Origin of the sequence: Aeromonas simiae (assembly GCF_014892695.1) — a bacterium.
Lineage (GTDB): Bacteria > Pseudomonadota > Gammaproteobacteria > Enterobacterales > Aeromonadaceae > Aeromonas > Aeromonas simiae.
Map to the genome: position 1 here is coordinate 2443081 of NZ_CP040449.1, position 23867 is coordinate 2466947.

The following is a 23867-nucleotide window of genomic DNA, read 5'->3' on the forward strand; positions in this document are numbered from 1 at the left end:
CCCATTCCCATTCCCATAACAATCGCACACAGACTCAACGCCATCAGGATCCGCTTCATATGACCAACTCCCATCGTTTTATCCATTGTGGTTAGCCCCCACTCACGCGGGCCAAACGAGGCACCCTGCCTCGCTGCACTATAGTCCCCTCCCCCGTGCCCTTCCTTCTCGACAACCCCCTCCCTGCCCCTCCCTCCGGCCACCCGGCGCCTTCGCTTCAATTGTTGAGCTGGCGCAAAAAACGCAGATCTTCCTGATAGATGCATCAATTTTTGACTGGTCAGTAGAGATTCGTTCGGATCACCATGGCCGTCGTGCCCATAACCTGAGATGGACAACAATATTGCATATAAACACTTTATAGGGCGCAATTATTGTTATCAGGCACCAGCGACTAAAAGGCGATGGAATATTTATAGGCTGAACGAAAACACAGCCAAAAATCCATTAAAATTAATGACAACTTTATTGCAAGGAAACTAATGCGTGTAATATCAGACTTAGCCAACGGGAATTATTTTTCTCAAGGCTCAATATTTAATGGACTCAAAAATTCAAATGGCTTATCCACTTTAGGAATCATTATAACTGCAAGATGTGATCTAGAGCACGACAAAGTCGATAAAGTCGTTTGCTTACCTATTTATCCCCTTTCCACATGGATGGAAATATATGGTAATGATGACTTTTATAATAAAAACTTAAAAGCTGCGACAACACAGTTTGATGATCTAGCAACAAAATACGAACTTAACTATGAGACATGTAAAACTTTTGGGATTGATGAATTCACACGAATTCTATCATCTCGCTGCACAAAAAAAACTGACATAGATAAAATAATTCAACTACATGACTTTATTTGCAATAAATGCAAATTACCAAAAATAAAAAACATTACTGACAGCAAAAAAAGATATATAGAATCCATTATTAACAACCAGAAACAAAACATACATTTCTTTGAGTACCTTGAAGGTATTGAGCATATTGGACTAGTTGTCGACCTCTCAGAGCCAATCAGTCTTCCGATTGACGCCGCAAAAGGTATATCAAATATACTATTTCACCAAAAATATAACCGAGACAAGGATGAAATATATCGAAACATCTTAATTAATGAAGATGAAAGTGCTAGTTTCAAGTGCATTATTAAATCACCATACATCGAGCATCTATTACAGAGATTTTCACAATTCTATGCAAGAATAGGCACTGAAGATATATCAGATAACGTTTACAACGAAATCTTGGAGGTTTATTTTGCGCGCTGATTATATTGGTCTAACAGAAAATGCAGCCGGTATTATATTATCAAACAGAGGGTTGCAGAGTTCTGACTTCTCATTATCTGAAAACCTCATAACCATATTTAGAGGGGATGGAAGTGAGCACAATGGTAAAAATATAGGATTAAACCTCATAAATTATAAAAATGGATATGTTTTAACATCTCCAACTGAAGAATTTTCTGCCCAAAAACACACTTTCACCCTAGACTTTCGATGCTGTGACCTTTCATCATTAAATGATTCAATGCTCATTACATTGATTCAAAAAACACTTCGCTTTTGTGTTAAATACTGGGGGAATTTAGGCCTAAACAATAATGAATATGTCCCCCCCAGCTCTAGTAAGGCCATTGTTTTCCCCTTTCCTGTAGCATCAAGTACCTCTTACAGGATCACTCTTGAAAGACAACCTTGCGAAAAAAGACTATCAAGACGATACCCTGGAAAACATTTATTAGCCTATAGGTTTGGAAATAATGGTGGGGATGGCATAAAAGAGGAATGCCCAACAACAAACTTTAATAAATCCATAGAGTGTTTGTTTTCACATTCTACATATGAAAACAAGAGCGACAATCAAAACTCAACTAATACAACAACAACTCCCTTTACAACAGCAAATTTAGCCACTGATAATATTGATACACCCACACTATTAGGTCAAATTAACCCTTATCAACATTTATCAGAAAAACAAAGAAAATTTATAGAGACAAATTATAATGAACCGTCACGTATAGAAGGACCTGCCGGGTCAGGAAAAACTATATGTATGATATTAAAAATGCTGTACTGGGCTCATAAATGCCACGATGATGGTGTAGGGTTTAAATTTGTATTCATTGCCCCTAGTAGGGAGATTGTAAATAATGTAACATATTTTATTGATGTATTAACATCCAACATAATTGACTTCCCTCGAGAATCATTAAGTGGAATTGAAGTAAAGACATTACAAGATATATATACTGATTTTTTAAAACAAGATATACATGAGAGTGAGCTTTTAGACGAGGATACTCTAGAGTCAAAGAACGTTCAGTTATTACATTTATCTGATATAATTTCAGGGAAAATAAAAAACATCTCATCACTCAAAGATTTTATTAGTGCTGAATTTTATCAATTTCTTGAAAATGAAGATGAACTACATATATCAGAACTAATAAGACATGAGATTAGTGTGGTTATAAAAGGTCGCTCCGCAGAAACCTTTGATGTATACAAGGACATCAGCAGGCCAAAATATGGCGCTCCTATATCTACAGTAAATGATCGTAGATTTATTTTCGATGTTTACACTGATTACACCGAAGTTCTTGAAAAGATATCGCAATTTGATGTTGATGATATTGCTATATCTGCAATGTCTAAGCTGGACTCACCAATTTGGAGGAGACGTCGTAAGCATGAAGGTTATGATTCCATCTTCATTGATGAGGTGCATTTATTTAACTTGAATGAACTGTCGCTTATTCATCACCTAACAAAAACCACTACTCTATCACCTATTTCTTACGCTATTGACTTGTCTCAGGCAATTGGCGACATCGCATGGAACGACATTGACTTCAATGAGTCTGTTGGGATACAAAATAATTCTGAAAAAGTTATTTTGAAAGCTGTTTTCAGGTGCTCACCTGAGATTACTGATCTTGCATTCTCCATTACCTCACACGGAGCAAATTTATTTACTAATTTTGACAACCCAATATCAGACTCTCCTTATATATATGGGAATGAAGTCGCGGATGAATATCCGACATATCATCTAATTGATAGTGCAACGAGCATATTCCATAAAGCCTTTGATGTAGCTGACGAAACAAAGAATCGACTCAATCTTAAAACCCATCAAATAGCTATCATATTTTTCGATAGAATTTTATTCCACGAAGCGATTCAGTATGCAAAGGATGCCAGAAAACGATATATAGAAGTCACTAAACGAGGGGATTTGATTAGTGTCAACCAAGCAGAAAAAGGAGCTTTATACGTACTAACAATGGCAGATTATGTTGGAGGGCTAGAGTTCGAAGGGGCGTTGTTTCCCAAATCGATGCAGCTTGAATGGAACTAACAGAGGACTTGGTGATCTGATCACCACCATCCTCTTCAAGTCTGCATTATGGGCAAGTCGCTTCACCCCATCACCAATTGGCCTAAATACAACAAGTCTTTGATTAACCGAGGTTCACTCACCTTCTGGGTTGATGCCGAAGTCATGAACAACTGGCTCTACCACGACCATCATGGGCGGCGGGGCCGCAGCCAGCTTTACACTGACCAGACCATCTGTACCTTCCTGATGCTCAAGGGAATTTTCAACCTCACTCTGCGGGCTACTCAGGGACTATTCGACTCCCTGTTCGAGTTGATGAATGTGCCGTTGTGCGCACCGGACTATAGCTGTGTCAGCAAGCGGGCCCGCACGGTGACCGTGACCTATCGGCAGCCCAGCAAGGGGCGCATCACCGACCTGGTTATCGACTCGACTGGCCTGAAGGTGTTTGGCGAAGGCGAGTGGAAGGTTAGAAAACATGGCGCTGAGAAGCGGCGAGTGTGGCGCAAGTTGCATCTGGCGGTAGACCCGGTGAGCCACGATATCGTGGCGGCGGAAGTCTCGCTGGAAAATGTCCATGATGCTGAGGTGTTGCCCACCTTGCTTAACCCTCTGCGGCGTAAGCTGGGGCGTGTTTATGCAGATGGCGCCTATGACAGCAAGGCCAGCCATCAGCTTATCTCGCGCAAAGGGGCGATAGCCTGTATCCCGCCTCGCAAGAGTGCGGGGCTCTGGAAAAAGGGGCATCCAAGAAATGAGGCTGTGCTGGTGATGCGCAAGGAAGGGTTGGCGCACTGGAAGAAGATATCGGGGTATCACCGTCGCTCGCTGGCAGAGACGGCGATGTACCGGTTCAAACAGTTGCTGACGGGGAAAATCAGTCTGCGTAACTACAACGGTCAAGTGGGAGAGGTCATGGCCTACGTGTGTGCGATGAACAAACTGAATACCCTTGGCCTACCTGTCAGAAAGCCCCGAGTGTAGCGCTCACCCTGGGCTGGGAACGTCATGACTTGCTGGCTGATTTGGGAAACAACGCCGTTCGAAGGAGTTGTCTTAGTCGGTGTTGATAAAGGCAGAATACCGGATGTTAGCAAAGCAACCTCTATGGCAACCAAGATGTTCCAAAATTATGTCGCACATAACCGTCTATATGTATCTATAACTAGAGCCAGGCGCTCGGTAAGTATAATTGGTGAAATTCTTAGGGGAGAAAGTGAGATCCTTGAATCTGCAATAATCAATAAGAAAATCACCGTAATAAAGTAAAACCCGCGATCTTATTCACATTGCTTTAGTTATGACTAGACACCGGCTCCTAGCCGGTGTCTTTTTATATCAGCCGAAATCTGGGAATAATTATCAGGACATCCATCTTTTGGAGAAAGCCCTCATCCATCGCCCAGCACAACTCGTCATCCAGCATTTGCGATGGCATTTGTGAAACTTGGGGGCTAAAAGAGAATGTCTTGGCATCGATGGCGCCAATTCAGATGCGATCACACCGGCGGGGAACTGACGCTATACCGGACGTTGTTATGACGCGAGTATTCTTCACTCAAAGTGTACAGATCTAGTTATCACCTGACACCGGCCTCAAACCGGTGTCTTGTTTACGCTACTTTATGGCGCACTTCCTGCGGAATCAATTTAAGACCCTTTTTGAACATGATGTAGAGTTTTCCCCTTCATCATCCAATCTTGATGTGACCGCTGGGTGTTGTAGTGATATAAGTAGCTGTCCAGATCTGTCTGCATCTGCACCACCAACTCATACCAGCTCATTCTTCCCTTGATACTGACATCATAAATTGGCGAGAAGGAGCATCAATATTACGGTGCGACGTGGCAACGATAAACGCATTTATTGGTACACGTTGGGCTTCACCTCGTTCAGCTACAACCTACAGTCCTAATTAACCATGTAGGTTGGCGGTGCGCTTACGAAATCCAACATGCGAGATAATAAAAGTGCTGATTTTAGATGACGCCAACAGGGCTTTAGACTATGAACCCGAGGTGAATCTAATCGCTAGATTTACAGAGATAGCGAAAACTCACAAATTAAACTCACTCACTAGGTGAGATAGGTTGATTAACCATTCATAATGGACATGTATGATATCATATTACAATAGTACCTACGAAATTGAAATGTATCTTACCCTCGGCATTGTTACATTATTATTTATATTCTTTATTAAAAAATCAAGAGCTAAGTATAGGGCAAGGTATTACAAGCCAGCAAAAATTTGTCATGGTGCGCTGCTGCTTATTATTAATGTTCTTTTTGAGTGTATTTATAGGTTGTTTTTTGTATCCCAGCATGAGATTGGTGCGTCAGTGTTTGTAGCTTATTGGTTACCTCAAATCATATACTATTTATTCCTCATTACCGTACTGCTGGCACTTTCATCTATATATGGACTCTTCATATGGCCTGATGTTAAAAACGCGATTAATGAAAAACGTTCATCTATGATTTCTCTCATTTTTTGGCTTTTCATTCTTTGTATTTTCTATCCATCAATAGTCCGACTGGGGATAGAAGAAGCCTCATTATATATGCATGCCATTATTCTAATTACTGATGTAATGGTCTCTATATGTCTGGTGCGGATACTTGTCATTAAATTTAATAAATAGAAGGAATTGTACCAAGAAATAAAAAGGCGACCCTCCGGTCGCCTTTTTATTTCTATCGCTTTCTAATCAGCAAACTCACCGAGCCGGCCGCTTGGCTCCACCTTTGGCCGCCGGCTTGCCACCTTGGGCGGTGGGTTTGCCGGTGCCGGCGCGGGTGGATGCCTTGCCCTTGTGGGCCGTTTTCCCCTGCCCTGCGGGCTTCTGAGCTGCCCCTTGGGCGGCCGGTTTGCCGTTGCCCTTCCCTAATTTCAGCTCGCTGCCCACCGGCTTACCGTTGCCTTTACCGGCTTTGCCCGCCGCCGGGCCCTTGCCGGTCTGGGCGTTACCGTGCCCCTTGCTCTGGCCACCGGCACTCTTGTTGCCCGCGCCGTTACCACGTTGATGGGCGATGTCGCTATGGCGGGTCAGGGCCGGTTTCAAGCCCTTGCTGCGGCTGCGTTCGGCCCCGCCCTTGCCTTTAAGTTCGCCACGGCCTTCCGGCGGCACCAGACACTCGGGGCCATTGCCGATGAGGTAGCCCTTGCCCATCTCGAGCAGGGCCTCGCGAATGAGCGGCCAGCCGGCCGGATCGTGGTAGCGCAATATTGCCTTGTGCAGGCGGCGGCGGCGCTCGCCCTTGGCGACAAACACATCGCCGCCGATCCGGTGCACCTTGCTGAGCGGATTTTTCTCCGTGTAATACATGGTGGTGGCGTTGGCGAGCGGCGACGGGTAGAAGTTTTGCACCTGATCGAGCTTGAAGCGGTTCTCTTTAAGCCACAGGGCCAGATTGACCATGTCCTCATCCGTGGTGCCGGGGTGGGCGGCGATGAAGTAAGGGATCAGGTACTGCTGCTTGCCCGCCTCTTTGGAGAACTTGTCAAACAGCTCCTTGAACTTGTAATAGGAGCCCATCCCCGGCTTCATCATCTTAGAGAGCGGCCCCTCTTCGGTGTGCTCCGGGGCAATCTTGAGGTAGCCGCCCACGTGGTACTTGGCCAGCTCCTTGACGTAGCGCGGATCTTCCACCGCCAGGTCATAGCGCACCCCGGAGGCGATCAGGATCTTCTTGATGCCCTTCAAGTCGCGCGCCTTGCGATAGAGGTTGATGGTCGGGGTGTGGTCGGTGTCCATGTGCGGGCAGATGGTCGGCCAGACGCAGGAGGCGCGCCGGCAGGTCTGCTCGGCCTTAGGGTTCTTGCAGCGCAGCTGGTACATGTTGGCGGTGGGGCCGCCAAGATCCGAGATGACCCCGGTAAAGCCCGGCACCTTGTCGCGGATCTCTTCGATCTCTTTGATGATCGACTCCTGCGAGCGGCTCTGGATGATGCGCCCCTCGTGCTCGGTGATGGAGCAAAAGGAGCAGCCGCCGAAGCAGCCGCGCATGATGTTGACCGAGGTCTTGATCATGTCATAGGCCGGGATCTTCTCGTTGCCATAGGCCGGGTGCGGCACCCGCTGATAGGGCAAGCCGAACACCCCGTCCATCTCATCGGTCTCAAGCGGGAAGGCGGGCGGGTTGACCCAAATGATGCGATCGCCGTGGGCCTGAGAGAGGGCGCGGGCGCAGCCGGGGTTGGTCTCGTGGTGCAAGATGCGCGACGCATGGGCGTAGAGCACCTTGTCCTCTTTCACCCGCTCGAACGCCGGCAGCTTCACATAGGTCTTCTCCCACGGCTTGGGCTTGGCCGGCTGCACCAGCACGGGTTGGGCCTCTTGGGCTGCCGGCGCGCTGCTCTCGTCGTCGCTGCACGGCGCCCCCTCCATGTAGGGGTTCATGATGGGATCGATGCGGCCAATCTGGTCGAGCTTGCTCGAGTCCACCCCGCTCCAGCCCGGCAGGGGCTCGGGGCGGATGACGGCGGTGCCGCGAATATCCTGCATGGCGTCGATGCTCTCGCCTGCGGCGATGCGGTGGGCCACCTCGATGAGCGGCCGCTCGGCGTTGCCATAGATGAGAATGTCGGCCTTGGCATCAAACAGGATGGAGCGACGGATGGTCTCAGACCAGTAATCGTAATGGGCGATGCGGCGCAAGGAGGCCTCGATGCCACCGATCACCACAGGCACCTCTTTATAGGCCTCCTTGCAGCGCTGGGTATAAACCAAGGTGGCGCGATCGGGACGCTTGCCGCCCACGTTGCCCGGGGTGTAGGCATCGTCGTGGCGCAGCTTCTTATCCGAGGTGTAGCGGTTGATCATCGAGTCCATGTTGCCCGCCGTCACCCCGTAGAAGAGGTTGGGCTTGCCCAGGCGCATGAAGTCCTCTTTCGATGACCAGTCGGGCTGGGCGATGATGCCAACCCGAAAGCCTTGGGATTCCAGCATACGGCCGATCACCGCCATGCCAAAACTCGGGTGATCCACGTAGGCATCCCCGGTCACCAGGATCACATCGCAGCTGTCCCAGCCAAGTGCGTCCATCTCCTTGCGGGACATGGGCAGGAAGGGCGCCGTGCCGTAGCACTCGGCCCAGTAGCGGGGATAGGAGAAGATGTTGGTAACCGGTTGCATATTGACCACCTGGGACATTTCGGGTCGCGCATTATAGCGGCTGGGGGCGGCAGGAGCGATGGCTTTTTAGCCCCAGAGAGTGCAGGGGAACCGCGCCCCCGCCAGCCAGCGGGGGCCTTTCGGCCCCCTTTTGGTCAGGGCGTCTCGCGCTCGGCAAAAAGCGCCGCCTCCACCGCCTTGGCCCGCTCGCCGGCCACCCCGGCATGGCGCGCCACCAAGGCGTAGATGGCCGGCACCAGCAGCAAGGTGACCAGGGTCGAGAGGGTCAGGCCAAAGAACACCACTGTGCCCACCGCCATGCGGCTCTCGTAGCCAGCACCCAGAGAGAGCATCAGGGGCACCGCCCCCATGATGGCGGTGAGCGAGGTCATCAGGATCGGCCGCAGGCGGCGCACCGAGGCGCGCACGATGGCCTCTTCAAACGGCACCCCGCGTTCGCGCAGTTGGTTGATGAACTCGACGATGAGGATGCCGTTTTTAGCCACGATGCCGATGAGCATGATCATGCCGATCTGGCCATAGATGCTCATCTCCTGACCGGTGAGCCAGAGCCCAAGCAGGCCGCCGAAGATGCCAAGCGGCACCGTCACCATCACCACGCCGGGGGCGATGAAGCTCTCAAACTGGGCCACCAGCACCAGATAGACCACCAGCAGGGCCAGGCCGAACACCATGCCCATCTCCCCCTGATTGTCGCGATACTCCTTCGACTCGCCGTTGTAATCGACCGTCATGCCGGCCGGCAGGTGCTCGGCGGCCCAGCGATCGAGAAAATCGAGCGCCTCACCGAGGGTATGACCGGCGGCCACGTCGGCAGTCAGGGTGACCGCCTTCTGGCGCTGGTAGTGGTTGAGGCGCTGCGGGCTCGCCACCTGCTCCAACGTCACTAGGGTCGACAGGCTCACCATGTCGCCGCTGGCCGCCTTGAGGTAGATGCGGCTGAGATCGCTACTGCCGTTGAAGTCGCGCTGATCACCGCGCAGGTAAACGTCGTACTCCTCGCCCCGATCCACATAAGTGGTGCGCGAGCTGCCGCCGAGCAGGGTCTGCAAGCTGCTGGCCACCTGAGAGACCGGAATGCCGAGCTGGCCGGCGCGCACCCGGTCGATCGACACTCGCAGCTCAGGGGTCTTCTCGGCATAGTCGAGATCGGGCGCCGTCATCAGGCCGCTCGCCACCGCCGCCTGTTGCAGCGCCTGAGCCTGGGCGAACAGTTCCTGATAGTCGCCGCCAAGCAGGGCAAACTGCACCGCCGCGTTAGAGCCGCGCCGAAAGCCCGGCTGGAAGGCGCGCACCATCACGTCGGGAATGTCGCCAAGGCGGGCGGTGAGGGTGCGGGTAAACTCGGTCGAGGTCTGCTCCCGCTCGGCCCAGTCGGTCAGCTGGATGATGGCAAGACCGGTCTGATCGCCGCCGCGCCCAAACGCCGGGGTGCTAAAGCTCACCGACTTCACCACCCCCTGCCCCAGCAGCGGCATCACCGCCTGCTCCACCTGCTGCATGTTGCGCTTCATCCGCTCTATGCTGGTGCCCTCGGCCCCTTTGACGAAGACATAGACCACGCCGCGATCCTCGGTCGGGGTCAGGCTGGTCGGCAGGCGAGCATAGAGCAGCGCCATGCCGGCTAGGCACAATACCAGCAGCAGCGGTGCCCAGTGCCGGCGCCGCAGGCTCGCACCGAGCAGGTGGCGATAGCCCTCCTCTAAGCGAACCAGGGCGCGGTCAAGCAGGCCGGTGAGGCGGTTGGGCCTGTCCTTGGCGCGCATCAGCCAAGAGCCCATGGCCGGGGTCAGGGTGAGCGCGATCAGCGACGAGCAGAGCACCGCCAGCGAGAGCAGGATGGCAAACTCGGTAAACAGCCGGCCCACCATGCCATCCATAAAGGCGATAGGCACAAACACCATGATGAGCACGGCGGTGGTGGCGATCACCGCAAAGCCCACCTCGCGGGTGCCATGCCAGGCCGCCAGCAGCGGCGGCTTTCCCTGCATCAGGTGGTGGTGGATGTTCTCGACCACCACGATGGCGTCATCGACCACCAGACCGATAGCCAGGATCAGCGCCAGCAGGGTGATGAGGTTGATGGAAAAGCCGAGGTACCAGGCACCAATAAAGGCCGAGATGAGCGACACCGGCACCGTGATGGCGGGGATGAGGGTGGTGCGCCCCTGGCCGAGAAACAGATAGAGCACCGCCACCACCAGCACGGCGCAGATGGCGAGCGTCTCGTACACCTCGAGGATCGCCTGCTCGATGAAGACGGTGGAGTCGTAATCGACCTCAAGCTTGGCCCCCTCGGGCAAAAAACGCTGCATCTGAGCGAGTTTTTGCTCGATCCCCTGCGCCACCGCCAGCGGGTTGGCGGTGGACTGGGCGATGATACCAAGCCCCAGGCTCTCCTTGCCGTTGCGCTGGTAGGCGCTGTCTTCGTTCTTGGCCCCTTCGTTCACGTCGGCGATGTCGCCCAGATAGATGGGGCGACCATCCTTACCGAGGGTGATCTGCAAGGCCCGGAAATCCTCCGGGGTGTGGTAGAGGCGCTCAATTTGCACCGACACCGTCATGCTGTTGTTGCGCACCTCGCCGCCCGGCAACTCGACGTTCTCGCGCGCTAGGGCCGTTTTGACGTCATCGACAGTGAGGCCGCGCGCCGCCATCTCGGCCGCCTTGAGGCGCACATACATCACCCGCTCGAGGTTGCCCGACAGCATCACCTCGCTCACCCCGTCGACCAGGCTCAAGGGGTCAATCAGTACTCGGTTGGCGTAATCGGTCAGGGCAGTTCTGTCCATGCGATCGCTGCTGAAATTGAGCCAAATCGCGACGTCGCCGTTGCCGTTGTCCTTGGTGATGAGCGGCTCGTCCACCCCGTCCGGCAGCCTGGCGCGGGCCCGCGAGAGGGCGTCGCGCACGTCCGACACCCCCTCGACCATGTCCCAGCCGAGGCGAAACTCGACCGTCACCATCGAGCGCCCCTTGCGGGTCATGGAGTTGATGTTTTTGATGCCGCTGATCCCTGAGAGCTGATCCTCGATGGGCTTGGTCACCTGGCTCTCCATCACGGCGGGCGAGGCCCCCTCGTAGGTGGTGGTGATGGAGACCGACGGCGTCTGCACGTCCGGCATCTCGCGCACCGTGAGCTTAGAAAATGCCACCACCCCAAAGACGGTGAGCAAGGCACTGATCACCAGCGCCACCAGAGGGCGGCGCACCGATACGTCAGAGAGCCACATCAGCTTTTCTCCTGCGCCAGATCGCGCACGCTGGCGCCGTCACGCAGGTTGACCAACCCCTCGACAATGACCCGCTCACCGGCACTGAGACCAGTTAGGATCCAGACCGTCTCACCGTGCTGCTCACCGAGCTGCACCGGGATGCGGCGCACCTTGCCGTCGGCCTCGAGGCGATAGACAAAGCGCTCAGCCCCGGCGTATTCGACCGCCTGGGAGGGGATGCGGGTCACCTCGCGGGCCGGCAGCGCCAGCGCCACTTCGAGCAGCATGCCCGGTTTGAGGCGGGCGTCGGGATTGCTTATCTGGATACGCACCCGGATGTTCTGCGAGTCCTCGGAGACGCGCGAGTCGACGGCGCTCACCTCCCCCTTGAACTGCTCGTCGGGCCAGGCGCTGCTGCTGGCATCGACCGCCATGCCGCGCTGCAACATGGCCAGATAGCGCTCGGGCACCGCCAGATCGAGGCGCAGGGTCTGAAGATCATCCAGATGCAGCAAGGTCACGCCGCTGCTGACCAAGGCGCCACGACTGAGATCGATGAGGCTCACCGTGCCGGCAAACGGCGCCGTGAGGGTACGCAGCGACAGCTCGTAATCGGCCCCGTCGAGGCGCGCCCTCGCCATGGCCACGCTGGCCTCCTGCCCCTCCAGCTCGGACTGGGTCACCGCCCCACGGCTCACCAGCCGGCGCATGTCGCGCAACTTGCGCTCCTCATCGCGCAGGCTGGCGGCCAGCTCGGCTCGCTCGGCCTGCTGCTTTTGCGCATCCAGCCGCACCAGCACGGCGCCAGCGGCCACCTGCTGACCGGCCTGTACCGGGATATCTAAAATCCGCCCGGTCACCTCGGGGGAGATCACCACCGAATGATTGGCCTCCAAAGTACCGGAGAGACGCAGGCGTGGCTCGGCACGGGTCGCCTCGACCAGGGTGGAGCGCACCGGCACCTGCCGGCCCGGCTGGCCGGCTGACTCAGTGGGACGAGCGTAAAGGTGCCAGACAAGCACAGATCCGGTGGCGAGCAACGCCAACAGGGGTAACCAGATTCGCAATCTCATGATGAAAGAGGGGCCTCGTGGAACAGGTCTGATGCGAGATGTCGCTATTGTAGAGAGAAACTATGCCGCGACTATGTAATCATGTAACGAAACGTAACAATCAAAATGGAAAAGGAGATTCAGGCGAAATTCACCTCATTCATCGTAAAATCCATGATATAGATGCGGTATTTATTCACGGGAGAGAGTTCATGCCCCCCTCGCCAAGCTGGCACCGATCATCCACCTTAATGGGGCTTTTAGTGATCGTACTGGCGCTGCTCCTTGTTATCACGCTTCATCACAATCTGCGGCAGTTCAAAGCACATCAATATCAGGTAGCCAATACCAGCGCCGAGCGCCTCTCCACCCAGTTGCAACAGGTGACCGCCTTTCTCGAGGCCATGCGCGGACAGGCAGAGGAGCGGCTGCGCAGCAATCCTGAGTCCGGATTGACCAAAGAACTCTTCGATCAGATGGAGTGTGTCGACGAAGAGCAGGTGCGCATCCCGCACCTGCCCAATGGGCTGCCTCCATTACTCGCAGGCACCCTGACCGGCCACGGCCCCCTGCCAGCACCGGGCAGTGAGCGCGCTTCCCAGTTTCATCTTGCCTTGAGCCTCTCTCCGCTATTGGCCACCGCCAGCAACTACCTGGCCAACTGGATTTGACCCCATAGGTCCAGACACTTTTTCCCGCTTAGGGTTGTGATACCCGACTGCGCAGAAATTCCCGTGGTGAACGGTATCCCAAGGCGCTGTGCGGGTGGTGCTCGTTATAATGCTCAAACGCGATAGCCAAATTGCCTACCGCTGTTCGGCTATCCGGTTTTGGCATCATCTCGATATAGTCTCGCTTCATCGTCTTCACGAAGCTCTCCGCTATACCGTTACTCTGTGGGCTTCTCACTGCTGTCGTTCTGGGCTCCAACCCGATTTCTCGTGCAAACGCGCGGGTCTCATGGGCTCGATACGCCGAGCCATTATCAGTCAGCCACTCCACCGGTGATGCCGGCAACGAATCCCCAAAGCGATGTTCGACAGACCTCAGCATGACATCTTGCACAGTGTCACTATCGTAACCCCCAGTACTGGCCGCCCAGTCCAACGCTTCCCTATCGCAGCAATCCATGGCGAACGTGACACGTAGTTTTTCACCGTTATCGCAGCGAAACTCGAAGCCATCTGAGCACCACCGTCGATTGCTCTCCTTGACGGCAACACGCCCCTTATGTGCCTGCTGGGCCAATGGTGCAGCTGGTTTTCTTTCCAGCAGCAAGCCATGTTCGCGCATGACGCGATATACCCGCTTAGCGTTTACCACAGGTTGTTCTGTTGCCTCAGACTGACGCCGTAACAGCGCCCAGACCCGGCGATAGCCATAGGAGGGAAGCTCTGCCATCGCCTCCATGATACGGCCAAGTAAGGCTGCATCATCACGCTGGCGATGATGACGACCATCTTGCCAACCCGGTTTTCGATGAACACGAACGGATAGCTGCGCACGCGATACATTAAGAGCCTGGCTCACAGCACTTAATCGTCGTCCCCGGCAACAAGGGCGCATGCGCAATCCATTTTTTTGCTCGACCATACTCCACGGCTTCTTTGAGGATCTCGTTCTCCATGGTCTTCTTCCCGAGCAGACGCTGAAGCTCTCGGATCTGCTTGATGGCAGCAGCCAACTCGGAAGCAGGAACAACATCCTCACCGGCGGTGATCGCCGTGAGAGACCCTTCTTGGAATTGCTTACGCCATTTGAAAAGCTGGTTTGCGTTGACGTCGTGCAAGCGAGCAACATGAGAGACGGTCATCCCGGGCTCAAAGGTCTGCTGCACGATGGCGATCTTTTCTTGTGGAGTCCGGCGTCGACGGCGCTCGGCCCCTGTTAACACTTCGACCATCTTCTCGTTGTGACTAGTACTGAACATAGCTCCAAGACTACCTCTTAAGTTAAGAGGGGCGAAGTGTCTGGATCTTCAAGGGGCCAATCTACCAACAACGTGGGGTGGGTCTACTACACCAGCATCGATAACTTCATGTACCTCTACCCGCGCCGGGCATCGGAGCATGTGCGCTTCGACCCGGCCATCTATCAGCAGGATTACTGGCAGGCAGTGACCACTCACCCCAACGCCAATGAAGCCATTCTCTTGTCGCGTCCTTACGACGACTTAGGCGGCCTGGGTCAGATGGTGACCCTCTCCGCCCCCGTGATGAAAGGGGGGACACTTCTTGGCATGCTCAGTATCGATCTGCTGCTCTCCCGCCTGACGGAACTGCTGCAACAACCCAACTTAACCGGGGAGCTGGCCCTGCTCAATCAGGACAATATTCCCCTTGCCATCGTCAATCCATCGACCTCGCCCTATCTGCCATCAGAGGCGATGACCTATGTATGGCAGCGGGGGGCGCTGCAACTGACCCACCCCCTTCCTCACAACTCGCTCACACTGATCTATCGCATCGGTCCCTGGGCGCTGACCAAGGCGCTGTTGCAGCAATCCCAGACCATGCTGCTTACCCTGATCTTTTTTGCCTGGGCGGCCATCTCTAGCCTGCGGGCACGCACCCTGAACCACCAGTTGGAGTACATCTCCCACCATGATCAGCTGACCGGCGCACTCAACCGCTATTCACTGCAACGGGAGTTGAGCCGCCAGCTCCCCCCTACGGCGGTGATCATGTTCGATTGCGATCACTTCAAGCAGGTGAACGATCGCTGCGGCCATCTCATCGGCGATGAAGTACTCAAAAAGCTGGTGGAGCTGTGCATGCAGACCCTGCGCCCTCAGGATCGCCTGATCCGCTGGGGAGGGGAGGAGTTTTTGGTGCTGCTGGCCGGGACGCGCCATACGGCAAGCAAAGCGGCAGATCCCGCCGAGCTACACATCATCAGTGAGCGTCTGCGCCTAGTCATTGCCAACTACCCTTGGCGAGAGTTGCACGCCGATCTGGTGGTCACCGTCAGCCTCGGCTATTGCCCCATGGCCCATCCCAACGAGCTGGATCATGCCATCAGCCAGGCCGATAGCGCGCTCTACCAGGCCAAAGCGCAAGGGCGTAACCGCAGCGTGGCGGCCATCAGCGGATGACGCCGCCCGGCGGGCACGTTAAGCTGGCGCTTTCACTTGCAGGAGAGACCATGGTGTCAAGAAAACCTCGCCTCGGCCTAGCCCTGGGTAGCGGCGCGGCACGTGGTTGGGCCCACATCGGGATCATCAGGGGATTGGAGCGGATGGGGATCTCGCCGGATCTGGTGGCCGGCTGCTCCATCGGCAGCTTTGTCGGCGCCGCCTATGCGGCCGGCGAACTCGATAAGCTCGAAGAGTGGGTACGCGGTTTTACCCGCTTGCAGGTGGTCGGGCTACTCGATCCTGCCTTCTCCGGCGGCCTGTTTCGCGGTGACAAGGTGTTTGGCATCGCCGCCAGCCAATTGGCTCAGTCGCAGCTCGAAGATCTCCCCATCCCGTTTGCCTGCATTGCCACCGAACTCGACACAGGCCGCGAGATCTGGCTCAAACGAGGAGCACTGCGTCAGGCGGTGCGCGCCTCATGCGGCATTCCTGGCCTGCTCACCCCCACCCAACTAGATGGACGCTGGCTGGTGGATGGCGCCGTGGTCAATCCGGTGCCCATCTCGCTGGCCCGCGCCATGGGCGCCGAGGTGGTGATCGCGGTCAACCTCAACGCCGACACCCACCAGCCGTGGGCCGACGAGCCGGACGAAGGGCGCTCACTCAATCCGCTGACCCAGTGGTTTAACCGTAGTGAGCAGGTGCCCACCCCCGGCATGTGGAGCGTGATGAGCGGCAGCATCAACATCATGCAAGAGCGGATAACCCGCGCCCGAATGGCGGGTGACCCTCCCGAGATCCAGCTTGCGCCCAGGCTCGGCTCTTTCTCCATTCTCGATTTCCACCGCGCCGCCGACGCCATCGAAGAAGGAGAGGCCTGCATCGAGCGGCAGCGCCCGCAACTCGAAGAGGAGCTGTCACGTCTTGGGGTAATCTAGGTTGTCTTGTCGGCATGAGGCGCAGAAGCACCATCCGAAGTGAGAGGCGCGTCGAGGAAGCGCCCAAATAAAAGATGCCGCCCTAAGGCGGCATCTTTGAGTGGCAGCGAGGCATTAAGCCTTGGCCAGATACTCTTCCGGATCAATCTGGCCAATCTCGGGGGCCTTCTTATCGGAGAGCAGCCACAGGGTGAACTGGTGCAGCTCAGCGTGGTGGGCCAGCGCAACCAGGAAGGCTCCGCCGACCTCTCGGTAGCCCAGTTCATAGTTTTTCAAGGTTGTTGGCGGGACACCCAGCAGTTCGGCAAACTTAGGGCGGCTAAGACCAACCGCTTCGCGGATTTGGCGGATTTTTTTCCCTACGGGAACAACGTTAGGACTCATAATGGTTCCATACTCCATGTGCGGTAAACCGCTTGTTTTTCGCGACGACTCATAGTCAGTGTATCAGTTCTTACGGACTCGTTATGGTCGAGCCTCTTTCTCTTAAAACGCTTAAATAAGCGACAACCCTTTGAAGCAGACGCATGTTAATGCCTCACTCGACTCAGGTAAACAGCCTCGCACGGGAATCATGCGTTTCTGACAGTTCACCAAGAAGAGACAACCACTCAACCATCCTTGGTAATGGAGTATTAAATGCGTTCCACATCTGTATTATCACGTTTACATACTGTAAATGACCTGAATGAGTTCGATATTCAACTGAAACAGTGTCTCGAAACCCGCGCCGAAGCCCTGCTGCTCGATCACGCACTGGATGCGCCTCAGCAACATCTTCTGCTAGCTATGCCCTCTGATCTACCAATCTATGTCACGCAGGAGGGAATATGGCCCGATAGCCAACAGGTGAATATCTGTTCGACTCCGCCATCCGACGCCACCATGGAAGGCTGGGCGCCGGAAAGCGCCCTGCTCGAACTGGAGTCCTGGCTGGAACGGGGCTGCCGCCACTTCATCGCCCCAGCGGCCATCGCCCCCGTGCTCCGCGCTATCCTCAATATCTGGTCTCTGGACCCCTATTTGGCTCGTCACTATCAGGCCATGCTCACCCCCTTGCTTGCCTCAGCCACTGAGGCGGATCTGCGAGCCATCTTCACTGCTCGTCATCATGCTGACGCCCCCCGCAGCCCCTGGGTTGAGTCCTATATGAAGCTGGAGAGAAAGCTCTATCGCGCTTATTTGGATCACTGACCCCAGCATGAACGGGGTCACATGGATGCGACATTCTTTGGCTGACCAGATACGAATGTGAACTTGATCATGTTCTCGGATAGGACTAAAGTGCCCAGCGTCATCCAAATGACATGGAATGCTCAGCATTTAGTTTTTGTGCATTCCCTATAACAAAAGGATGCCGGCCAGTGTCTCCCGCCCCTTCGGCAGAGCCTGCAGCTTGCATGAATCAATATGTGAGATTCGCATCCGTGCTATCTCCAAGAGGATTGAACAATGATGAAAATGGCTCCTTCCCTGATCGCCATCGCCCTGGCCGCTGTGTCCGCCACCGCTGCCAACGCTGCTGACAACGACTGGTACTTCGGTGCCGGTGCCGGTGCTGCTCACTTCAACGGCCTGAACAACGTCCGTGGCGTGACTCACGGTACCGAAGACGCCGCTGCTGCTAACGCCTTCGCCGGTTACAACTTCAACGACTACCTGGGTGCCGAACTGGGCTACCAGTACGCCGGTCGTGGTAACTCCAACGGTGATCGTTACGAAAACCAAGGTGGTACCCTCTCCGGTATCGCTCGTCTGCCGGTTGGTGGTGACTTCTCCCTGTTCGCTGAAGCTGGCGCCTACTGGGCTCACACCGACGGTCTGGCTACCAAGGACACCAAGGTTTCCCCGCTGGCTGGTGCTGGTGTGACCTACCGTGTCAACGACGCCCTGGATCTGCAAGCTCGCTACCGCTACATGTGGGACGTGGCTGACCTGCACGCTGACAACGGTGCTCGTTACAAGTCCAACCAGAGCATCGGTACCCTGGAAGCTGTATACCATCCGTTCCGTACCTCTTACGTAGCTCCGGTTGCAGCTCCGGTTGCTGAAGAAGCTCCGGCTCCGCAGGTTGTTGAGAAGACCTTCGACCTGAGCTCCGACGTACTGTTCGCCTTCGGCAAGGCTTCTCTGAAGCCGGAAGGTCAGCAGGCTCTGGACGCCCTGTACCAAGACCTGGTTGCTGCCAGCCCGAAAGATGGCAAGGCTGTTGTGATCGGTTACACCGACCGCATCGGTTCTGACGCTGCTAACCAGCGCCTGTCCGAAGCCCGTGCTCGCACCGTTGCCGACTTCCTGGTTGGTAAGGGTCTGCCGGCTTCCAAGGTTGCCATCGAAGGCCGTGGTGCCTCCAACCCGGTTACCGGCACCCAGTGCGACGGTATCAAGGCTAAGGCTCAGCTGGTATCCTGCCTGGCTCCGGATCGTCGCGTAGAAATCCGCGTGACCGGCGTACAAGAAGTTCAGCAGTAATTTTCTTCACTACGGTGAATGAAAAAAACGGGGCGCTCTGCGCCCCGTTTTGTTTTTGTGTCATACCCCGTCATATCCGACCAAACCACTCATTGATCATTTTTCACTCTCCATCTTATAGTACAGTGCTCCAATCAGAGCCGGAGCGCACCATCCCCCCAAATTGGGGGACGGCCAGCCCGACCGGCACTGGCAGACTTACCCCCTGAGGTATGATGCAAACTGGCCGAGTCTTTATGGCCTCCAGCAGGCAGCTCCCAGGCCTGCACACCAAGAGTGCGGCACTTGTCCATTCGGCAGGTGCGACAACGAGGAGAAATAACGATGAAAATGAAAGTGGCCCCTTCCCTTATCGCCATCGCCCTGGCGGCGATCGGCGCAACCTCTGCTCAGGCCAATGACTGGTACACCGGTGTCGGTGCTGGTTGGGCCGATTTCCGCGAACTGTCCGAATTTGGCCAAGATGCCGATGAGGATGCCACCGCCATCAGTCTGTTCGGTGGTTACAACTTCAATGAGAACTTCGGCGCCGAACTCGGCTACCAATATGCCGGTAAGGGCGGAGTTGACGGCGTCGACTTCAAGACCCAGGGTGCAACCCTCTCCGGTATCGGTCGCCTGCCGCTCAACAGCATCTTCTCGGTGTTCGCCGAAGGGGGTGCCTACTTCTACCATGCCAAGGGTAACGATGACAGCAAGAACGGCACCGCACCGCTGGCTGGTCTAGGTCTGACCGCTAAGGTCTCCGACCTGGTCGACCTGCAAGCCCGCTATCGCTATCTGTGGAACGTGGGCGACGACAACCGTACTTGGGAAACGGACACCGGCATCGCCTCACTCGAACTGGTGCTGCACCCGAACCGCACCAGCTACGTGGCCCCCGCCCCGGCCCCCGCTCCTGAGCCGACCCCCGAGCCAGTCGTCGTTGAGAAGAACTTCTCACTGAGCTCCGACGTACTGTTTGCTTTTGGCAAATCCACCCTGAAGCCGGAAGGCACCAGCGCCCTTAACACCCTGTACCAGCAAATCTCGGATGCCCGTCCGACGGATGGCCAGGCCGTGGTGATTGGTTATACCGACTTCATCGGCTCCGACGCCGCCAACCAGCGTCTGTCCGAGGCGCGTGCCCGCACCGTGGCCGACTTCCTGGTGAGCAAGGGCTTGCCTGCTTCCAAGGTCTCGATTGAAGGCCGAGGTGAAGCCAACCCTGTGACCGGTGACAGCTGTGCCAAGGTGACCCCGCGCGCCAAGCAAATTGCTTGCTTGGCCCCGGATCGCCGCGTTGAGGTACAGGTTACCGGGACTCAACAAGTCACCCAATGACGCCATGTTTTGACATTAAAACGCCGCCGCAAGGCGGCTTTTTTGTATCCCAGCTCACGCCTTACCTATCCCATCCCGTATTCCTGGGGATAACAGCTATAACTAAAGTGATGCTTATCAACAGGATTTGGCAAAAGAGGGAAACATAATGAGAGCAACAACCATTGGTGCATTGATTGCTTTGGCCCTGGCGGCGCCGTCCCAGGCTGGCGACTGGTATATCGGCGCAGGTGGCGGGGCATCCATCGCCCATGATTTGAAGGATCTCGGCTCTGACGTCGACAAACACGGGACCGCTTTTAACGTCTTCGTCGGTTACAACGTCAACGACTATTTTGGCGGTGAGCTGGGCTACCTCAACACCGGCAAGTGGCAGGTCGATGACGAGGACTTCAAAAGCCAAGGGGCAACCCTGAGCGGGATCGGCCGGCTCCCCCCTCGGTGATGCCTTCTCCCTGTTTGCCGAGGGGGGCGCCTATCTCTACACGGTGGACACCATCAACGGCAGCGACACCGACTTGGCTCCCCTCGTCGGGCTGGGGGCCACCTGGCGAGTACATGACTGGGTCGATCTGCAAGCCCGTTACCGCTATATGGTGCGCGTCGGTGACGATGCCAGCAACGGGAACATCGGCAGCGGCACCGAGCGTTGGGTCACTGACGCCAGCACGGCAACCCTGGAGCTGGTGATCCATCCCAACCGCAGCCGTGCAGCCGATCCGGTACCGACTCCGGCCGTGATCCCCCCTCCTCCAGCTCCCGAGCCCGTCGATAAGACCTTCAACCTGAGCTCCGACGTGCTGTTTGACTTCAACAAGGCCACCCTCAAACCCGAGGGTGAAGCGGCGCTACAGTCGCTCTATCAGCAGATAGCTGCCGAACAGCCCAAGGATGGCAATGCCGAAGTCTATGGCTATACCGACCGCATCGGCTCCGATGCCTACAACCAGCGCCTCTCCGAGGCCAGGGCCAAGACAGTCGCCGACTACCTCATCGGTCAGGGTCTTCCGGCCGACAAGGTAAGCGCCATCGGTCGCGGTGAGGGCAGCCCGGTCACTGGCAATCAGTGCGATGGCATCAAGGCGAAGGTTGAGCTCATCCCCTGTCTGGCTCCGGATCGCCGGGTCGAGGTGCGCATCAGCGGCGTCAAGAGCGAAGCGCCTGCCGAAGCAGCTATGTGACGATACAATGCAAAGCCATCTGCGTGGCAGATGGCTTTGATAAGACAAGACTCACGACCATATGAACGCCTCGGGAGGCAGGGACAAAAACGATACACGGGTGATGAAACGATGACGCGCGGTGGGCTACGTTCAAGCCACGCGTTTAGGGCAGCCTCTCTGACTCCATCCCCTTACAGCACACCGACTTAACTAAGACGAGCCCCCGTCACCGGGTTGGCGCGCCCCTCCTCTTTTGCCTTGTCGGCACGCTTTTTACGCATCTCGCGTGGATCGGCAATGAGTGGACGATAGATCTCGACCCGATCGCCATCGTGCAGCTCGTCGGTCAGCTTCACCGGACGGCTGTAGATGCCAATTTTGTTGACCGTCAGATCAATTTCGGGATGGAGTGCCAGGATGCCGGATGAGTGGATCGCCTGCTCGGCCGTGGTGCCGGGACGCACCTTGAGCTTGAGCACGGTCTGGCGCTCAGGCAGGGCATAGGCCACCTCTACGAGTAAGGATTCAGACACCGTAAACCTCCTTGGCGCGATGGGTAAAGGCATTGACCATGGCGCCCACCAGCTCACGGAACACCTGACCGAACGCCAGCTCGACCAAGCGGTTGGTAAATTCGAAGTCGAGTTCAAACTCCACCTTACAAGCATCCACATCAAGGGGGGTGAAGGTCCACCAGCCCATCAGCTTGCTAAAGGGGCCATCGACCAACTGCATGCTAATGCGATGGTGGGGCTCGAGCTCGTTGCGAGTGGTAAAGGTCTTGGCGATACCCGCCTTGGCCACCTCAACCGAGGCGGTCATATAATCCTCCCCCTGCTCATGCACCTGACTACCAACACAGCCAGGCAGAAACTGGGGGTAAGCATGGACATCATTAACCAGCTTAAACATCTGCTCGGCGCTGAACATCACCAGCGCACTACGGTTTATACGGGGCATGGCACTTCCTTCAATCCTGTCGCGGCGATTCTACCACCGTGCGCCGCAAAATCACCGTCATCCCTGTGTAACAATTGTTCACTCGGCCCATCGCACATTTTACAGCCGCCGACAGGGACGTATAATGGCGGCCTTTATTACTCTGCCGGAATCGCCCTTCATGACTAAAAAGAACAGTAAAAACAAAGCCGGCTCCAACACCATCGCTTTGAACAGGACGGCGCGCCACGAATACTTCATCGAAGAGAAGGTCGAAGCCGGCCTCTCCCTGCTCGGATGGGAAGTCAAATCCCTGCGGGCAGGCAAGGCCAATATCGGTGAGGCCTACATCAGCTTTCAGCGCGGCGAGGCCTACCTGTTCGGCGCCACCTTCTTGCCATTGCAGATGGCCTCAAGCCACGTCGTCTGTGATCCGACCCGTCTGCGCAAGCTGCTGCTAAGCCGCCGCGAGCTGGATCGGCTGACCGGCCTCATCGAGCGTCAAGGTTATACCGTCGTGCCGCTCGCCCTCTACTGGAAGGGCCCCTGGGTCAAGGTCGAGATCGGCCTGGTGAAGGGCAAGAAGGATCACGACAAGCGCGAAGCCACCAAGGAGCGGGAGTGGAGCCGCGAGAAAGCGCGCATCATGAAGAACAAGCGTCTGGGCTAACCCCTTGTCTGCACAAACTTTCTTCGATTGACCGGCAAATGCCGGTCAATTCGTCTATGAGCCTTGCCAGAGGCTCGTCGAAGCGCGTACAATCGCTGCTACTTGGGGCTGATTTTGGATTCGACAGGATTCTCGAAACCCAAGGTGCATGCCGAGGTGCGGTTGGCCTCGCTAAAAAGCCGCAAAAAAATAGTCGCAAACGACGAAACCTACGCACTCGCAGCTTAATAACCTGCGTTGAGCCCTTCTCCCCTAGCTTGCCTGTGTCCTAGGGAAATGGAAGGTCATCCTTCACAGGATCGCGTGGAAGTCCTGCTCGGGGCGGAAGCGTTAAAACCAATCGAGCTAGTCTATTCGTGGCGTGTCTCTCCGCAGCGGGTTGGCGAATGTAAAGAGTGACTAAGCATGTAGTGCCGAGGATGTAGGAATTTTGGACGCGGGTTCGAGTCCCGCCAGCTCCACCAAACACTGTTCCGGCCGGGAACGAAGAAGTACAGAAACCCGCAAGATTCAACGTCTTGCGGGT

16 protein-coding genes, 1 other RNA gene and 3 pseudogenes are annotated in these 23867 nt (G+C 55.5%); 12 read left to right on the forward strand and 8 right to left on the reverse strand.

Features of this window, described 5'->3' with window-relative positions; all coding sequences use genetic code 11:
* Positions 1-482 precede the first annotated feature (482 nt).
* From FE240_RS11475 to FE240_RS11485, 3 genes are read left to right on the forward strand one after another with little or no spacing between them, the layout of a single operon-like run.
* Positions 483-1274, forward strand: a complete 792-nt coding sequence (locus FE240_RS11475; protein WP_193001073.1) for a hypothetical protein — start codon at positions 483-485, stop codon at positions 1272-1274.
* Complete coding sequence (locus FE240_RS11480; protein WP_193001075.1) at positions 1264-3372, forward strand: UvrD-helicase domain-containing protein; 2109 nt, start codon at positions 1264-1266, stop codon at positions 3370-3372. The genes FE240_RS11475 and FE240_RS11480 overlap by 11 nt, the downstream gene beginning before the upstream one ends.
* A gap of 48 nt (positions 3373-3420) precedes the next feature.
* On the forward strand, positions 3421-4338 hold the full coding sequence (locus FE240_RS11485; RefSeq protein WP_193000518.1) for an IS5 family transposase: 918 nt from the start codon (positions 3421-3423) through the stop codon (positions 4336-4338).
* 629 nt (positions 4339-4967) lie between these two features.
* Here FE240_RS11485 and FE240_RS11490 read toward each other — a convergent pair.
* From FE240_RS11490 to FE240_RS11505, 4 genes and pseudogenes are all read right to left on the reverse strand, one after another.
* Positions 4968-5151, reverse strand: a pseudogene (locus tag FE240_RS11490) (IS481 family transposase); the annotation flags it as partial.
* A gap of 924 nt (positions 5152-6075) precedes the next feature.
* Positions 6076-8493, reverse strand: coding sequence for a YgiQ family radical SAM protein (locus tag FE240_RS11495; RefSeq protein ID WP_193001077.1), 2418 nt, complete (start codon positions 8491-8493; stop codon positions 6076-6078).
* 134 nt (positions 8494-8627) lie between these two features.
* A complete protein-coding gene (locus FE240_RS11500; protein WP_193001079.1) occupies positions 8628-11726 on the reverse strand; it encodes an efflux RND transporter permease subunit in 3099 nt (1032 codons plus the stop codon).
* Entirely contained in the window at positions 11726-12781 is a 1056-nt protein-coding gene (locus tag FE240_RS11505) for an efflux RND transporter periplasmic adaptor subunit (protein WP_193001081.1), read from the reverse strand. The genes FE240_RS11500 and FE240_RS11505 overlap by 1 nt, the downstream gene beginning before the upstream one ends.
* Positions 12782-13023: 242 nt before the next feature.
* On the opposite strand from FE240_RS11505, the gene FE240_RS11510 reads away from it, so the two are divergent.
* On the forward strand, positions 13024-13431 hold the full coding sequence (locus FE240_RS11510) for a hypothetical protein (RefSeq protein ID WP_193001083.1): 408 nt from the start codon (positions 13024-13026) through the stop codon (positions 13429-13431).
* 28 nt (positions 13432-13459) lie between these two features.
* Here FE240_RS11510 and FE240_RS11515 read toward each other — a convergent pair.
* Positions 13460-14663: pseudogene (locus FE240_RS11515) on the reverse strand (IS3 family transposase).
* Positions 14664-14726: 63 nt separating this feature from the next.
* On the opposite strand from FE240_RS11515, the gene FE240_RS11520 reads away from it, so the two are divergent.
* Both FE240_RS11520 and rssA read left to right on the forward strand, forming a co-directional pair.
* Positions 14727-15854: a sensor domain-containing diguanylate cyclase gene (locus FE240_RS11520; protein ID WP_193001085.1), complete on the forward strand. Its 1128-nt coding sequence runs from the start codon at positions 14727-14729 to the stop codon at positions 15852-15854.
* Between the two features lie 53 nt (positions 15855-15907).
* The gene (rssA, locus tag FE240_RS11525) at positions 15908-16774 is read left to right on the forward strand and encodes a patatin-like phospholipase RssA (protein ID WP_193001088.1); all 867 of its coding nucleotides are present in this window, start codon (positions 15908-15910) and stop codon (positions 16772-16774) included.
* A gap of 114 nt (positions 16775-16888) precedes the next feature.
* Here the strand turns inward: rssA and FE240_RS11530 are convergent, their stop codons facing one another.
* Entirely contained in the window at positions 16889-17158 is a 270-nt protein-coding gene (locus FE240_RS11530; protein ID WP_042046110.1) for a helix-turn-helix domain-containing protein, read from the reverse strand.
* Positions 17159-17413: 255 nt separating this feature from the next.
* Between FE240_RS11530 and FE240_RS11535 the strand changes: the two genes are divergently transcribed.
* The 4 genes and pseudogenes from FE240_RS11535 to FE240_RS11550 all read left to right on the forward strand — a co-directional run bounded on the left by FE240_RS11535 (position 17414) and on the right by FE240_RS11550 (position 21750).
* Positions 17414-17968 (forward strand): hypothetical protein, encoded by a 555-nt coding sequence (locus tag FE240_RS11535; RefSeq protein ID WP_193001090.1) that lies wholly within the window; start codon positions 17414-17416, stop codon positions 17966-17968.
* Between the two features lie 258 nt (positions 17969-18226).
* Entirely contained in the window at positions 18227-19246 is a 1020-nt protein-coding gene (ompA, locus tag FE240_RS11540; RefSeq protein WP_193001092.1) for a porin OmpA, read from the forward strand.
* Positions 19247-19570: 324 nt separating this feature from the next.
* A complete protein-coding gene (ompA, locus tag FE240_RS11545) occupies positions 19571-20569 on the forward strand; it encodes a porin OmpA (RefSeq protein WP_193001094.1) in 999 nt (332 codons plus the stop codon).
* A gap of 148 nt (positions 20570-20717) precedes the next feature.
* Positions 20718-21750: pseudogene (locus FE240_RS11550) on the forward strand (OmpA family protein).
* Between the two features lie 188 nt (positions 21751-21938).
* Here the strand turns inward: FE240_RS11550 and FE240_RS11555 are convergent.
* Together FE240_RS11555 and FE240_RS11560 are read right to left on the reverse strand one after the other, a co-directional pair.
* On the reverse strand, positions 21939-22265 hold the full coding sequence (locus FE240_RS11555; protein WP_193001096.1) for an RnfH family protein: 327 nt from the start codon (positions 22263-22265) through the stop codon (positions 21939-21941).
* Positions 22258-22692, reverse strand: a complete 435-nt coding sequence (locus tag FE240_RS11560; RefSeq protein WP_193001098.1) for an SRPBCC family protein — start codon at positions 22690-22692, stop codon at positions 22258-22260. Before FE240_RS11560 ends, FE240_RS11555 begins: the two co-directional genes overlap by 8 nt.
* A 160-nt stretch (positions 22693-22852) precedes the next feature.
* On the opposite strand from FE240_RS11560, the gene smpB reads away from it, so the two are divergent.
* Together smpB and ssrA are read left to right on the forward strand one after the other, a co-directional pair.
* Entirely contained in the window at positions 22853-23341 is a 489-nt protein-coding gene (smpB, locus tag FE240_RS11565) for an SsrA-binding protein SmpB (protein ID WP_193001101.1), read from the forward strand.
* A gap of 104 nt (positions 23342-23445) precedes the next feature.
* Positions 23446-23805: a transfer-messenger RNA gene (ssrA, locus tag FE240_RS11570) on the forward strand.
* The last annotated feature ends 62 nt before the right edge of the window (positions 23806-23867 follow it).

What these genes read in the sequence shown, in the direction of transcription:
- FE240_RS11535 (WP_193001090.1), top strand. Translation starts at nt 17,414, where the DNA reads ATGCGTTCCACATCTGTATTATCACGTTTACATACTGTAAATGACCTG.
- ompA (WP_193001092.1), top strand. Translation starts at nt 18,227, where the DNA reads ATGATGAAAATGGCTCCTTCCCTGATCGCCATCGCCCTGGCCGCTGTG.
- FE240_RS11500 (WP_193001079.1), bottom strand. Translation starts at nt 11,726, where the DNA reads ATGTGGCTCTCTGACGTATCGGTGCGCCGCCCTCTGGTGGCGCTGGTG.
- smpB (WP_193001101.1), top strand. Translation starts at nt 22,853, where the DNA reads ATGACTAAAAAGAACAGTAAAAACAAAGCCGGCTCCAACACCATCGCT.
- FE240_RS11560 (WP_193001098.1), bottom strand. Translation starts at nt 22,692, where the DNA reads ATGCCCCGTATAAACCGTAGTGCGCTGGTGATGTTCAGCGCCGAGCAG.
- FE240_RS11485 (WP_193000518.1), top strand. Translation starts at nt 3,421, where the DNA reads ATGGGCAAGTCGCTTCACCCCATCACCAATTGGCCTAAATACAACAAG.
- FE240_RS11530 (WP_042046110.1), bottom strand. Translation starts at nt 17,158, where the DNA reads ATGAGTCCTAACGTTGTTCCCGTAGGGAAAAAAATCCGCCAAATCCGC.
- FE240_RS11475 (WP_193001073.1), top strand. Translation starts at nt 483, where the DNA reads ATGCGTGTAATATCAGACTTAGCCAACGGGAATTATTTTTCTCAAGGC.
- ompA (WP_193001094.1), top strand. Translation starts at nt 19,571, where the DNA reads ATGAAAATGAAAGTGGCCCCTTCCCTTATCGCCATCGCCCTGGCGGCG.
- FE240_RS11505 (WP_193001081.1), bottom strand. Translation starts at nt 12,781, where the DNA reads ATGAGATTGCGAATCTGGTTACCCCTGTTGGCGTTGCTCGCCACCGGA.
- FE240_RS11495 (WP_193001077.1), bottom strand. Translation starts at nt 8,493, where the DNA reads ATGCAACCGGTTACCAACATCTTCTCCTATCCCCGCTACTGGGCCGAG.